The 12,801-nt window shown below is 62.8% G+C and carries 13 protein-coding genes; 3 read left to right on the top strand and 10 right to left on the bottom strand.

The features are described 5' to 3' along the window. Window positions 1-99: 99 nt before the first annotated feature. The 5 genes from Pan44_RS11645 to Pan44_RS27860 form a co-directional block, all read right to left on the bottom strand. Window positions 100-1,098, bottom strand: a complete 999-nt coding sequence (locus tag Pan44_RS11645) for a tetratricopeptide repeat protein (protein ID WP_231754300.1) — start codon at window positions 1,096-1,098, stop codon at window positions 100-102. 20 nt (window positions 1,099-1,118) lie between these two features. Continuing rightward, on the bottom strand, window positions 1,119-3,194 hold the full coding sequence (gene fusA, locus Pan44_RS11640; RefSeq protein ID WP_145030216.1) for an elongation factor G: 2,076 nt from the start codon (window positions 3,192-3,194) through the stop codon (window positions 1,119-1,121). Between the two features lie 85 nt (window positions 3,195-3,279). Further along, window positions 3,280-3,753 carry a 30S ribosomal protein S7 gene (gene rpsG, locus Pan44_RS11635; protein ID WP_145030215.1) on the bottom strand — a complete coding sequence of 158 codons (474 nt, stop codon included), beginning with the start codon at window positions 3,751-3,753 and terminating at the stop codon, window positions 3,280-3,282. A 112-nt stretch (window positions 3,754-3,865) separates the two neighbouring features. Next, complete coding sequence (gene rpsL, locus Pan44_RS11630; RefSeq protein WP_145030214.1) at window positions 3,866-4,237, bottom strand: 30S ribosomal protein S12; 372 nt, start codon at window positions 4,235-4,237, stop codon at window positions 3,866-3,868. Window positions 4,238-4,647: 410 nt separating this feature from the next. Further along, window positions 4,648-5,583: an EamA family transporter gene (locus tag Pan44_RS27860; RefSeq protein ID WP_231754299.1), complete on the bottom strand. Its 936-nt coding sequence runs from the start codon at window positions 5,581-5,583 to the stop codon at window positions 4,648-4,650. 171 nt (window positions 5,584-5,754) lie between these two features. Between Pan44_RS27860 and Pan44_RS27855 the strand changes: the two genes are divergently transcribed. Beyond that, window positions 5,755-6,465, top strand: a complete 711-nt coding sequence (locus Pan44_RS27855; RefSeq protein WP_231754298.1) for an ABC transporter ATP-binding protein — start codon at window positions 5,755-5,757, stop codon at window positions 6,463-6,465. 87 nt (window positions 6,466-6,552) lie between these two features. Here Pan44_RS27855 and Pan44_RS11615 read toward each other — a convergent pair whose 3' ends face one another. After that, the gene (locus Pan44_RS11615; RefSeq protein WP_145030213.1) at window positions 6,553-6,987 is read right to left on the bottom strand and encodes a hypothetical protein; all 435 of its coding nucleotides are present in this window, start codon (window positions 6,985-6,987) and stop codon (window positions 6,553-6,555) included. A 128-nt stretch (window positions 6,988-7,115) separates the two neighbouring features. On the opposite strand from Pan44_RS11615, the gene Pan44_RS11610 reads away from it, so the two are divergent. Continuing rightward, window positions 7,116-7,469 (top strand): hypothetical protein, encoded by a 354-nt coding sequence (locus tag Pan44_RS11610; protein WP_145030212.1) that lies wholly within the window; start codon window positions 7,116-7,118, stop codon window positions 7,467-7,469. 41 nt (window positions 7,470-7,510) lie between these two features. Here Pan44_RS11610 and Pan44_RS11605 read toward each other — a convergent pair whose 3' ends face one another. From Pan44_RS11605 to Pan44_RS11595, 3 genes are all read right to left on the bottom strand, one after another. Then, window positions 7,511-8,527 carry a sigma-54 interaction domain-containing protein gene (locus tag Pan44_RS11605; protein WP_145035015.1) on the bottom strand — a complete coding sequence of 339 codons (1,017 nt, stop codon included), beginning with the start codon at window positions 8,525-8,527 and terminating at the stop codon, window positions 7,511-7,513. Between the two features lie 267 nt (window positions 8,528-8,794). Continuing rightward, a complete protein-coding gene (locus tag Pan44_RS11600; RefSeq protein ID WP_145030211.1) occupies window positions 8,795-9,265 on the bottom strand; it encodes an EVE domain-containing protein in 471 nt (156 codons plus the stop codon). A 108-nt stretch (window positions 9,266-9,373) separates the two neighbouring features. Next, window positions 9,374-10,060, bottom strand: coding sequence for a zinc metallopeptidase (locus Pan44_RS11595; RefSeq protein ID WP_231754297.1), 687 nt, complete (start codon window positions 10,058-10,060; stop codon window positions 9,374-9,376). Between the two features lie 454 nt (window positions 10,061-10,514). On the opposite strand from Pan44_RS11595, the gene Pan44_RS11590 reads away from it, so the two are divergent. Continuing rightward, window positions 10,515-11,582, top strand: coding sequence for a DUF1571 domain-containing protein (locus Pan44_RS11590; RefSeq protein ID WP_197454029.1), 1,068 nt, complete (start codon window positions 10,515-10,517; stop codon window positions 11,580-11,582). A 60-nt stretch (window positions 11,583-11,642) separates the two neighbouring features. Here the strand turns inward: Pan44_RS11590 and dprA are convergent, their stop codons facing one another. Beyond that, window positions 11,643-12,776 (bottom strand): DNA-processing protein DprA, encoded by a 1,134-nt coding sequence (gene dprA / locus Pan44_RS11585; protein ID WP_145030209.1) that lies wholly within the window; start codon window positions 12,774-12,776, stop codon window positions 11,643-11,645. Window positions 12,777-12,801: the final 25 nt, after the last annotated feature.

The raw sequence follows: 12,801 nt of genomic DNA, 5'->3' as shown, positions 1-12,801 counted from the left end.
CAGAGAGGATGCGCAGATTGAGCTTACCGGATCGTGACGCGGAGGTCGCGGTTACTCGTCACACCGGGCAAGTGTGTTGCCGGGTGAGGCACCAAGGTCTCAAAGCACATTCATTCGGACTCGAAGGTCAGCTCGCTCGAAGTCGTCTCTCAGCTGCTCTCGAAACTTCGAAGCCGTCCAGCCAGCTCGTTCTCGAAAAGAAATGGTCTCTTTCCCCATGGCTTCAGCGGCGAGAACGCGCAGGGCAACTGCTCGCTGGCCCATTCCACGCAGATGGTACTCCGCGATTAATTCTTCGAAGATCTGATAGTCGCGCTTCTCTTTGACACCGGCTTCCCATTTCAGGTCATGGCGTCGCGGCCAGAGTGGATCCTGACTGATTTCGGGAGTCTCTTTGACACATTGAAGCCAGTAAATCAGCTTTCGACGATCGCGAGCTCCAAAGCAGAATGGAGCCGTGAGTGCACGAGCCATCGCGACCGCAGCCTGGGATCCGACGCGAAGTTGTCGATAGGCCTGAGCCAGTAGCGCCCACGCCTCCGAGTACTCAGGAAGTCGCGTGACCGATCGTTCCAGGTACGTTACGGCCAGATCCGGCATGCTGCGAGAAAGTGCTTCACGGGCGGCATTCTTTAGAATCTGCGGCGATTCAGGGTCGATCAGAAGTTGATCCTCTGCAGACATCGTGTTTGTGCGGACCTCGGACGCCGACTCATCGTCTGACGATTGAGTGACTGTGTCCGCGTCGATGCCGCAAATCTCTGCGGCCTCGAGGAACTCCCAGTTCGAGTCCTGGTCCCGCGACGCCAATTCCAACGTAATGAACGCCCTCAGCGACGAGGCAACTGGCCAGAACTCCCAACTGTCATGTGCGATCGTGCAGACGAGCGGATTCTCGTGCTCAAGTCCGATCGGCCAATAGAATCCATAGGTGTCTCCATTGCCGATCTGAAAGGCGTTCCACGGGAGATACCCGGGTGGAGGATAAGCGCCAGATCCACGGTAGAACCCGTCCAACACTGTTCCATCGTCGGTGCAATGGAATCCTAGATCCAATCCATTCGAGATTGCCTTAACGACATCGATCGGCACGCGCATTTGACGCCCTCGTGAGTGACCTACCCCAGCATTTCTTTCAGCACCGAATCGGGCGCGAAGTCGTATTTGAGCGGCTCCATGCTGTAGCTGGCCCGGCCCTGGCTCAGGCTGCGGACGTGGGTGCTGTAGCCGAACATGTTGGCCAGCGGGGCTTCGGCGTCGAGCACCGTCAGGTGGCCGCGCGGTTCCTGGCCGACGATGCGGGCGTGGCGGATGTTGAGATCGGCCTGGATGTTCCCCACGAACTCGGGGGGGGTGACCACTTCGAGCTTCATCACCGGCTCGAGCAGGGCCAGGTCGCCGTCGCGCAGGGCGTTCTGCACGGCCATTGCCGCGGCGGCGCGGAGGGCGTCTTCGGTCGTCTGCGTTTCCTTGTAGTCGACCGACTTGATCGTGAAGAGGACGTGCATCAGCGGGTAGCCGACCATGCCGCCCGACTGGGCGCTGTCCTGCACCGCCTGGATCAACGGACGGACCAGTTCCTGCGGCAGGTCGTCCGGCTTGAGCGCGCTCTTCACAGCCACCGGCTCGTCGCCGCTGTAGGGTTCGACCTGCAGCGTGACGCCAGCGTAGATCGTTTCCCCGCCGACGGTCCGCGTGTATTCGCCGGTCGCGACGACCTTCTTGCGAACGGTCTCACGATACGAGACGCGCGGCTTGTGGACGCGAACGTTGAGGTTGTAGTCCCGCAGCATGCGCTTGCGGAGCACTTCCAGGTGCAGTTCGCCCATGCCGCTGATGATCGTCTGGCCCGTCTCTTCGCTGATCTTGGCCTTGAACGTCGGGTCCTGCCGCCCGAGGCGGGTGAGCGCGTCTTCCAGCTTCTTGCGGTCGGCGCTGGTCTCCGGCTCGACTGACATCGAAATGACGGTTTCCGGGAAGGTGATCCGCTCGAGCAGGATCGGATGATTGGCTTCGCAGAGGGTGTCGCCCGTGACGACGTCCTTGGGGCCGATGACGCCGACAATGTCGCCCGCTTCGACCTGATCCGTCTCGAGCTTCTCGCGCTGATCGGCCTGGACGTGCCACAGCTGACTGGCGAACTCCTTCTTTCCCGTACGGGGGTTCAGCGGCCGTGAGCCGGACTTCAGAACGCCCGAGTAGACGCGGACGAAGCAGAGGTCGGCATGTTTATCCGCGACGATCTTGAACACCAGGCCGCAGAACGGCTCCTTGGGATCGGTCTTCCGCGTGTCGTGGGGGTCGGCCCCCTTCTTCGGATTCGGATGTTCGCCCGAGATTGCGGGACGATCGAGCGGGCTCGGCAGGTACAGTCCGACGCCGTCGAGGACGGGCTGCACGCCAACGTAGTGCAGCGAGGTGCCGCAGAAGATCGGCTGCAGCTGGCGATCGATCGTCGCCTTGCGGAGCGCCGCCTGGAACGCTTCGGCCGTCACCGGTTCTTCCGCCAGGTACGACTCCATCAGGGCCTCGTCGTGTTCCGCGACGGATTCGATCAGCTTCGTCCGCCATTCTTCGGCCAGGTCGACGTAGTCCTCCGGAATCTCCTTCACCGTGATGTTGCGGCCGAGCGAAGCACTATCGAAATAGAGCGCCTTGCGTTCGAAGAGGTCGATGATGCCTTCAAACGAGCTGCTCGATCCGATCGGGTAGTAGAGCACGGCCGGCTTGCCGTGCAGCCGATTCTCGATCTGGCCGAGAGTGCGTTCGAAATCGGCCCCGATGCGGTCGAGCTTGTTGATGAAGCACATCCGCGGGACTTTGTACTTGTCGGCCTGGCGCCAGACGGTTTCGCTCTGGGCCTCGACCCCTTCGACGGCGCTGAATACGACCACCGCGCCGTCGAGGACCCGCAGGCTGCGCTCGACCTCGGCCGTGAAATCGACGTGCCCGGGCGTGTCGATCAGATTGATTGTGTAATCCTTCCACCGGCAGCTGACGGCAGCGGAATAGATCGTGATTCCGCGGGCCGCCTCTTCCGGGTCGAAGTCGGTCGTGGTGTTGCCGTCGTCGACGTCTCCCATCTTATGAGAGGCGCCCGTGTAGTAGAGGATCCGCTCCGTGGTGGTCGTCTTACCCGCGTCGATATGGGCGACGATGCCGATGTTACGAAGCTTGTCGATGGGAGTCGGCATGGGAGCAATCAAACTTCCGGTGGCATCATGCGAAAAAGCCCAGGGGTTGAACCCTGGGCTTCGAGTTTTTCAAACGCTCAGCGAATTACCAAGCGAAGTGGGCGAACGCCTTGTTGGCGTCTGCCATCTTGTGGACGTTGTCACGGGTCGTCATGGCGACGCCTTCGCGCTTCGCGGCATTGTTGAATTCATCGGCCAGCGACTGGGCGATGCCGCGTCCCTTGCGACCGCGAGCGGCTGCGAGGATCCAGCGGATGGCCAGCGTCTGCTGACGCTTCGAGTTGACCGGGGTGGGGACCTGGTAGGTGGCACCGCCGACGCGCTTCGAACGAACCTCGATGCTCGGCTTGACGTTGTCCACGGCCCGCTGGAAGACGTCGATCGGCGACTCTTCCGGGTTCTTTTCCTTCACCAGATCCAGCGCTTCGTAGAAACGAAGCATGGCGACACCCTTCTTGCCATCGTGCATCATGCAGTTGATGAACTTCGAGGCGAGAAGCGAGCCGAACCGGGCATCCGGCTTCAGTTGCTTGGCACTGGCGGTGAAACTCTTGGCCATGGGACTCTGGTCTTTAGTGTGGTCTTAGGAGCACAGGCCTGCGCCTGCCATCTGTCGTTGGAAGCCCGAGCACGAATCCAGGAGGTCACAACCCGAAGGCTGTTCCCCTGAATTACTTCGGGCGTTTGGCACCGTAGCGGCTGCGAGCCTGCTTCCGGTTCTGAACGCCGAGCGTATCGAGCACGCCGCGGACGATCTTGTAGCGGACACCCGGAAGGTCGCGAACACGGCCGCCGCGAACCAGAACGATCGAGTGTTCCTGAAGGTTGTGGCCTTCACCCGGAACGTACGCGGTCAGTTCCTTGCCGTTCGACAGCCGAACACGGGCAATCTTACGGAGAGCCGAGTTCGGCTTCTTCGGGGTCATCGTCCGAACCTGGAGGCAAACGCCCCGCTTCGCCGGACACCCTTCCAGAAGGGGAGTCTTGCTCTTGGTGGCCTGTTTTTTCCGCGGCTTGCGGATGAGTTGGTTGATCGTCGGCATCTTCGACGCGGCTATCCGTTGGCTCAATACAAATTGGGAACGGAGCACAGTAACGGCGAGCGCCCGGAGCGTCAAGCAGCACGACAGGCGATTCCGCCCTCAACCGCCGAAAGCGCAAAACTTGCAGGCCCCGCCCCCGTTCCGGCCCAAGCATTTCATCCCTTCGGCCAAATGTCACCCCATTCTGCGACGAATTTGTCCCCTGTCCGCGGAAATCTCCCCTGCCGGACTCGCCGCTGGCCGGGTTCGGTCACTCACCCGAACCCAAATCTTGCTCCAGGCCGACCGCTGGTCGCATCCCGTTGACGTCCTCCGGGCGCTCTCGCGATCGAAGTCCGCGCACGCGAGCCATCAACGTCACTCAATTCAAGACGCCGGATTTTCATCGCCGCAGGATTGGAGACGCATTCCTAGATCGGAAGCACTGGCTCCGGATCGTTGTCGGTCGGGTCGATCGGCCCCGGAGCGGCTTTCTCTGACGTCGCCGTCGAACCGACAGAGGCCGCGATAATCAGGCTCATCGCCCCCGCCTGCAGCGTCGTCAGCCACTCCTGAAGCACAATCGCCCCCATGATCGAGGCCACCACCGGCTCCAGGGCCATCAGGATGCCGAAGGTCCGGGCGGGAAGATTTCGCAACGCCACGATCTCGAGCGAATAAGGGATCACGCTCGACAACAGGGAGACGATGGCCGCGATCCCGATGGCGTTCCAGTTCAAGAGCGAGGCTCCGGCGCTCACGACTCCGAACGGCAAGGCGAGCCCGAGGGCGATCGTCATCCCCAGCGCCGTCACGATTCCACCGGGCGCACTATGAGCGACCCGCTTGCCGGCGACGATGTAAATGCCCCAGCAGGCGCCGGCCCCCAGCGCACACAGCAGGCCAAAGTGGTCCAGCGGCTTCCCCAGGTCGGTCCATGGAAACAACAGCCCGATCCCCAGCGCCGCGAGGGCGACCCACACCAGGTCCAGCAGCCGGCGCGAGCCCAGCACCGCGACGGCAAGCGGCCCCGTGAACTCCACCGCAACCGCCACCCCGAGGGGGATGCGGTCGAGCGCCTTGTAGATCAGCAGGTTCATGCCCCCCAGGGAGAGCCCGTACAGAAACAGCCACTGCCACTCGCTCGTGGTGAAACGCTGCCTCCAGGGTCGCCAGGCGAGACACAACAACAGCGAGGCCCAGGCAAGCCGCAGTGTGGTTCCCCCTTCCGGGCCGACCAGCGGGAACAGGTTCTTGGCGAACGCAGCGCCGCCCTGCAGAACGAACATGGCCGCGATGAGCACGCCCACAGAGGAATAAGAGGCGCGTCTCGGATCGGTCCCCGGCATGCGGGGAGTGATAGTCAAGGAACCTGGCGCCGTCCAGAAGCGACCCGCCTCCTGAAAGTCCGCTCCGCCGGCGACGATGGACCAACAAAGGCCCACTCCCGACGACGCGGCCGCTTGTCATCCCGATGGGGAATCGCAATCGTGACTGTGGATTTCCCTCGATTTCCTTCCCGCGATTGTGGATTGCTCGTGCCCGACACTTCGCCCGCCACCTCATCCGGCCTGCTGGAGCGGCTGGAGGTCAGCCAGCTGACGAAGACGTACCAGGGAGAGTCGGGCCCCCTCTCGATCCTGGCAGGAATCGACCTCTCCATGGCTCCGGGCGAGGCCGTCGTCATCACCGGCCCCTCCGGCGCAGGGAAAAGCACCCTGCTCTACATCCTCGGTCTGCTTGAGCCGGCAACCTCCGGCCATGTGCGGCTCGGGACCACCGATCCCTTTTCGCTCTCCCCCCCGGCGCAGGCGAAATACCGCAGTGAACGGGTCGGGTTCATCTTTCAGGACCACCACCTGCTCCCCCAGTGCACGGTGCTGGAGAATGTCCTGATTCCGACCCTGGCGACCGCCCGCGACGCAGCGTCCGCGACGAAGCGGGCCGAGGAACTGCTGGAACGCGTCGGACTGCGGGAGCGCATGCACCACGCCCCGGCCCGGCTTTCCGGCGGCGAGCGACAGCGCGCAGCGGTCTGCCGGGCGCTCATCAACAATCCGAAACTGCTGCTCGCGGATGAGCCGACCGGAAACCTCGACCGCCGGACCGCCGCAGTCGTTGGAACGCTGCTGCTCAGCCTGGCAGCGGAGCAAAAGGCGATGCTCCTCTGCGTCACTCACAGCAGCGAACTGGCCGAGAAGTTTTCGCGCAAGTATGAACTCGTGGATGGGCTGCTGAAGGGGTATTGAGCGGGGGGCTCGGCAACGCGAAGCGGAGCTTCGCAGAGAGTGCGTGACCAGGCTGGAGCCTGGTCACGAGGCCCCCGCGCGACAATGTCAGGAGTCGCAGCGGAACGAGCGGTTCATCGCTTCGAAGACGCCTTCGAGTTCGGTGAGCTCGTCGCCGGTCGTCTGGTACATGATGAGGAACGTACTGTCCTCGGTGATGAATGACCGCAAGCTCGCGACATTCAGAAGCTCGAGGCATTCGAAATCGATGTCGATCCCTTCGGCCGGATGCCCCGAGAAGACGTCGGCCACTTCGGAAACGTCCACCTCATTGTACTCGTCCTCGAAGGCGCGGAGCGCCATCTTGAGGACCTTCTTCGGGTCGGGTCGTCCGGGCATCTGGGTCACGGACCATAGCGCCACCCCTTCATCCGCAGCGGTCAGAGTGAGGTCTTCACCGGAGCGTTCTTCGGTGACGAGCCAGCCGGCGGGGTAGTCGAATTTCATCCCGTGCGCGAGATGAGTGTTGGCAAGTTGGATCATGGGGATTGTGGCCTTTGCCGGCTGAGGATACCGTACAGGTTGATGGTTCACAGCCTTCTCGCCGGCGGCGGACGGTTCTCGTCCTGAAAAACTCTCCGCTGGCCCCAACCTCGTCGCTGGAGTTCTCGATGTCGTCCTCGCGTGCTCAGGCGGTCGCCGATGTACTGTACGAATTGAAGCAGGCTGAAAAGCTCGGAACGCTCACCGGTGTCGCCCGCAAGGCGGGTTTCAACCCGGGAGTGAATGGCAAAACGGCCCTCAACGTGCTGGATAACGTGCGCCGCGAATGGCCGCATCTGCAGTGGTGGCGTGTCGTCAAAGATGACGGAACGCTCTGTTTCTCGGAGCAGGCAGACCTGCTGACCCGGCAGGGAATCAGCGTCGCGGATGATGGGAAGTCGGTGCTTGTTGATGAGCGCGTCGTGATGGAATTCACGGCCGAAGCGCTTTCCACGCCCAAGAAGCCGGTCCCGATGAACTGAAGACGCAGGAACGGCGGGGTTCTGCCCCGCCGCTTCGCCGCTCAACGGGCGTCCGATTCGAGGCTGTACTCCTCGATCTTCTTGTGCAGCGTGTTCCGGTTGATCCCCAGCCGCGATGCGGTCTTGGTCTGCGTCCCCTGGCAGACCCGCAGCACCTGCTGGATCAACTCCTTCTCGACGAGCCCCATCACCTTGTTATACGCCGCGCCTTCTTCCGGCGCGGCCGCAAGGCCCATGCTCACGAGTTCCGAGCACATCGACTCCAGGTCGGTCCGGTTCAGCCGGCCCAGGCGCAGTGGGGCTTCCCCCCGCACATGCGGCGGGAGCAGGTCCGCCGTCAGCCGGTCGGCCGCCGCCAGGACGATGCTCCGTTCGATGTAGTTCTGGAGCTCGCGGACGTTGCCCGGCCAGGAGTACCGCTTGAGATAAGTCAGCGTCTCCGCGTCGAGCACCATATTCTGGCGCCCGTTCTCCTCGGCGTATTTCTTCGCGAAGAACTCCGCCAGCGGGGGAACGTCGTCAATCCGCTCGCGGAGCGGAGGGAGATAGATCGGCAGCACGTTCAGGCGATAGAAAAGGTCTTCGCGGAACTTGCCCCGCTCGACCATCTCGATGAGATCGCGGTTCGTCGCCGCCACAATGCGGACATCGACCGAGATCGTCCTGGTATCACCGACGCGTTCGAACTCGTGCTCCTGCAGCACGCGCAGCAGCTTGACCTGCAGGGTGTAGCTGGTCGAGTTGATTTCATCGAGAAAGATCGTCCCGCCGTGCGCCGCTTCGAAGCGGCCGGTGCGGTTCTCGTGGGCGCTGGTGAACGCCCCTTTGACGTGTCCGAAGAGTTCGCTTTCGAGCAGGCTTTCGCTCAGCGCGCCGCAGTTGACCCGGATGAACGGACCGGTGCGGCGTGGGCTGAGATCGTGGATGGCCTTGGCCACCAGTTCCTTCCCCGTGCCGGTCTCCCCCAGCAGCAGGACCGTGGCCTGGCTCGACGCGACCTTCCGGGTCAGCCGGTAGACCTCGCGCATCGGCGGGCTGTCGCCGATCATGCCTGTCATCACATCGCTCTCAATCGCCCGATCCGAAGAACCTGCCACGGGTTATTGCTACTCCCTCGTCGATTTCGTCCGGCCCCGAGGTCTCGTTGCACCCTGACCTGAGCATCGTTGCGACGCCGAAAGTGTATCCAGGCGCACAATGCAGTCCAGCAAGTCCGCCCGCAATTCAAGCAGCAAAGGCGCGATGTGTCGACAAAACCGACATCGCCCCCGTCCGAACACCGCCCGAGCGACGCCCAACCCGAAATCCGCCGCCCTGCAGGCCTCTTATTTGCCCGGATTTCCAGCAAGTTGGAGAATCGCCTGCCACTCGGACGCGGTGACCGGCTGGATCGAGAGCCGCGAACCGCGCTGCAGAAGCACCATCCCGGCAAGTCGCGAATCCTCTTTCAGGGCCTCGCGAACGAGCGGAGTCTCGAACTTGCGCTGCAGCTTGATATCGACCATGTACCAGGTCGGATCGTCGACCTTCGATTTCGGGTCGTAATGGTCGGCGTTCTTGTCGAATGCTGTGTGATCGGGGTAGCCCGCCTTGACCACTTCGGCCGTGCCGACGATCGCCATTGGATCGCAACTGCTGTGATAGAAAAGCACGCCGTCGCCGACCTTGATCGAGTCGCGCAGCATGTTGCGGGCCTGGTAGTTTCGGACGCCGTCCCAGAACGTTCGTTTGTCGCGTTTGAGGTCGTCGATCGAATAGCAGTCAGGCTCGGACTTGAAGAGCCAGTAGTTCGGCATGGTTGAAGTTCACGATGCGAGGGGCCCGCGGCGAGAATCAGAATCCGCGAACCGCATTGAACGAAAAAGCCCTCGCGATGGCGAGGGCTGGGGGGCAGCTGGAGGGAACTATTCCTCGCGCCGGCTTCCACCGGTGACGAGACTGACGTAGTACAGCAGCGTCAGAACGGATTCGAGAGCGCCGGCGACATAGGTCCACGCGGCCGCATTCAGCACGGAACGTACTGCGCCGGCCCCATCGGCATCGACGATTCCGAGCTGGGTCAGGACCCGCTTCGCTCGATTGCTGGCATCGATCTCCACCGGCAGGTTCACCAACTGGAAGAACACGACACCGGAAAAGACCACGATGCCGACGATCAGCAGCGGCTTGGAGGCCATGATGAAACCGAGCATCAGCAGGATTCCGCCGAAGCCCGAGCCGAACTGCGCGGCGGGCACCGCCAGGTTTCGAATCGTCATCGGCGCGTAGTTCGTCGCGTCCTGCAAGGCATGCCCCGCTTCGTGCGCAGCGATGCCGACCGCAGTCGCCGTACGGCTCGAATAAACGTCGCGGCTGAGCCGCAACACTTTGTGCCGCGGGTCATAGTGGTCCGACATGACGCCTTCGGTCATTTCGATGGCGACATTGTCGAGCCCTGCGGAATCAAGGATGTGCTGCGCCGCGGCCGCGCCGGAGAGGCTCGCAGGAACCTCCATTCCCCGGCCATAGGCCGAGCGAATCCGAAACTGGGCCCACATCATCAGGAGGAACGCCGGGGCCACCCACAGCAGGTAACCGAAATTCATCATCATTGTCTGAAGTCCTCACTTTCCGCCGCAAAGCATCCGCACAACCTGTACCCATCATTCTCAATCGAAACGCATTTCCGAACAGGTCGGTTTACACGCACATTCCAAAATCGGACCGTTTCGCAAACTCTTTTCTGATCACCACTTCAGACTTCGTGCGCGAGCCATCCGCCGAACGGGATTGCTGTTGGCCTGGGTGACGGAGACGGCCCGACCTGATTGCCCGACCGCCATTTCTGCACCCTGCAGTTTAGGCAGTCTGCGAAGAGTCAACGGCCGTTGACTCTTCGCACTAACGATCGGGTTGCGGATGCCCATCGGAAATTCCTGCCAGAGTTGCGGCTTGCAGGCCGATGCCATTGGGGAGCACCGCCTTCGCTGAGGTATGGAAGTCTCGCGCGGTTTGTCCGCCGGCCCGTCTCAAAGCGGTCGTCCAGCGGTGCTTGAGGATCCAGGGATGATGCGACGGATGCGCGTTCTCGCCGGCAAAGGAATTCGTCAGCCCAACATTCAGGCCGCCGGAGTCGCTTTCCTGACTCTGGCCGCCGTGAATCTGAGCACGGACCCCGTGCCCGCCGGGTCGGAACCGCTCGCCATCCTGGAGAGCGCCGAAGCCACGATCGCGATCCCGGCCCCGCGCCTGCTCAAGCCGGTCGTCACCGTGTCGGCCCCGGCCCCGATGGCCGATGGACTCGAACCCCATCCCGTTGCCGTCCAGGCCGCTGCCACCACCGTCGCGATGGCGACGGGCGCCGCAGCGACTCCGGTGGTCGAGGCTCTGCCTGTCGCAGCGACTGTCGACAGCGGCGTGCTGACGGGACTGCCGGCGCTGCAGAAAAACATCGAGATCATCGAGAAAGGGGTTGCGCAGTTCGGGAAGATTCCCGACTACATGGCCACCTTCACGAAACAGGAACGCATCGGCGGCGACCTCAGCCAGGTGCAGCAGATCTCCCTGAAACTTCGTCACGAGCCGCTGAGCATTTACATGAAGTGGCGGTCCGGCCAGACGGGCCAGCAGGTGATCTGGGTGGAAGGCCAGAACGAAGGCAAGATGCTGGTGAAAGCGGGCGGCCTCAAAGGTCGGCTCGGAACTCTCTCGCTCGATCCCTCCAGCGGACTAGCCATGTCGCAGTCGCGGCATCCCTGCACGATGGTCGGGCTCCTGAAGGCGGCTGAACGGATTCTCCAGTACCAGAAGGCCGCCGTCGAAAGCGGCAAGGGATTCCACTGTGAGTTGCGTGACGACGCAGAATTCGACGGCCGTCCGTGCTACCGGTGTGTCGTGCAGTACGACTCGGCCGAATATTCCCCCGACTATCGCAAGTCGGAGATCCTGATCGACAAGCAACTGTCGATGCCCGTGAGCGTCATGAACTTCACCTGGGCCCAGGACGCCGATCCGGCCAAGCTCGATGAGGAATCGCTGATCGAGCACTACATGTATACCGACATCCAGGTGCAGCAGCAGTTCGCCGACCTGGACTTCAGCCGCGCAAACGAAGACTACCGGATGGTGCGGTAAGTCGGTCCCGACCGCTTCCGGGCACGTCCTTCCCGCGACCGGTCGTGATGCAGGCAGATCTCAGTAGGGGCTTCTCACGACGAAGCCTCCGGGCAGGCGTCGGACGAGCCGCTTCATCTCGAGGATCGTCAGCGTCGCCAGCAGTTGCGACGGCTCGAGGCCATCGACCGGCAGCAGCGAATCAACGTGCTGCGCCTCCTGCGTCACTTGGTTCAGCACGAGCGTTTCGATCTCGTTCAGCAACAGCTCGCGCGGCGACTGCACCACTTCTCCTGTTTCGCGGCGCACGGGCTTCATCAGCGGAGCGAGGGCTTCGAGCACATCATCGACTCCGCGAATCAGCGGAACGCCGTCCCGGATCAGATCGTGGCATCCCTGGCTCGGGAGACTGTCGATCCGCCCGGGGACCGCGAAGACGTCCCTCCCCTGCTCCATTGCGTGGCGTGACGTGTGCAGCGCGCCGCTCCGGCGGCCCGCTTCCACAATGATCACCCCCAGCGAAAGTCCGGAGATGATCCGATTCCGCTGGGGGAACAGGCCGGGCCGCGCCTCTCGGGCGAGTGGAGATTCACTGAGCAAAGCTCCGCTTGCCGCGATCTCGACCGCCAGTTCGGCATGTTCCGGCGGGTAGACTGTATTCAGCCCGGGGGCACACACGGCGATCGTGCGCCCCCCTGCGTCGAGTGCTCCCCGATGCGCGCACGCATCGATCCCGCGCGCCAGGCCGCTGATGATGGTCACGCCGGCCCGCGCGAGCCCGCCGGCGAGCTTCTCCGCCATCTGCCGGCCGTACAGCGTGCAGTGTCGCGACCCCACGATGGCGACGGCGAGGTCATCCTGCGGCAGGATCGCTCCACGGCAATACAAGAGCGCCGGCGGATCGTGAGTCTCCGCCAGCATCCTGGAATAGAGGGTGGAGCCTCGCGGAATCAGCGAGATCCCACGGCGACCGCATTCCTCAATTTCCGCCTCGGCAGCGCCGTCGCTGCGCGCCGCCGTGATGGCGGCAGATACTTTCGGCTTCACGGACGGAATGGAGAGGAGTTCCGCTCCGTTCGCCTCGAACACGGCCGACGCGGTACCGAACCTCTCGAGAAGATCGCTCGCAATGCGCGGTCCGATGCCGGGTACCAGCGACAGCCTCACCAGATTGAGCGTCTCCGGCGAAATGTCGGAAGGATTCAGTGCAGACATCAGCCCGGCCCACAGGGGATGACAC

The sequence above is a fragment of the Caulifigura coniformis genome (assembly GCF_007745175.1).
Taxonomy (GTDB): Bacteria; Planctomycetota; Planctomycetia; order Planctomycetales; family Planctomycetaceae; genus Caulifigura; species Caulifigura coniformis.
The sequence above is the reverse complement of the archived record's forward strand: the minus strand, read 5'-3'. Positions and strand labels throughout refer to the sequence as shown.

Bases quoted from the DNA above. Each gene is read 5' to 3' on its own strand.
- Pan44_RS11605 (WP_145035015.1), bottom strand. From the start codon at position 8,527: ATGACAGGCATGATCGGCGACAGCCCGCCGATGCGCGAGGTCTACCGG.
- Pan44_RS11615 (WP_145030213.1), bottom strand. From the start codon at position 6,987: ATGATCCAACTTGCCAACACTCATCTCGCGCACGGGATGAAATTCGAC.
- Pan44_RS11590 (WP_197454029.1), top strand. From the start codon at position 10,515: ATGATGCGACGGATGCGCGTTCTCGCCGGCAAAGGAATTCGTCAGCCC.
- Pan44_RS11610 (WP_145030212.1), top strand. From the start codon at position 7,116: ATGTCGTCCTCGCGTGCTCAGGCGGTCGCCGATGTACTGTACGAATTG.
- Pan44_RS11645 (WP_231754300.1), bottom strand. From the start codon at position 1,098: ATGCGCGTGCCGATCGATGTCGTTAAGGCAATCTCGAATGGATTGGAT.
- Pan44_RS11595 (WP_231754297.1), bottom strand. From the start codon at position 10,060: ATGATGATGAATTTCGGTTACCTGCTGTGGGTGGCCCCGGCGTTCCTC.
- fusA (WP_145030216.1), bottom strand. From the start codon at position 3,194: ATGCCGACTCCCATCGACAAGCTTCGTAACATCGGCATCGTCGCCCAT.
- dprA (WP_145030209.1), bottom strand. From the start codon at position 12,776: ATGTCTGCACTGAATCCTTCCGACATTTCGCCGGAGACGCTCAATCTG.
- rpsL (WP_145030214.1), bottom strand. From the start codon at position 4,237: ATGCCGACGATCAACCAACTCATCCGCAAGCCGCGGAAAAAACAGGCC.
- Pan44_RS11600 (WP_145030211.1), bottom strand. From the start codon at position 9,265: ATGCCGAACTACTGGCTCTTCAAGTCCGAGCCTGACTGCTATTCGATC.
- rpsG (WP_145030215.1), bottom strand. From the start codon at position 3,753: ATGGCCAAGAGTTTCACCGCCAGTGCCAAGCAACTGAAGCCGGATGCC.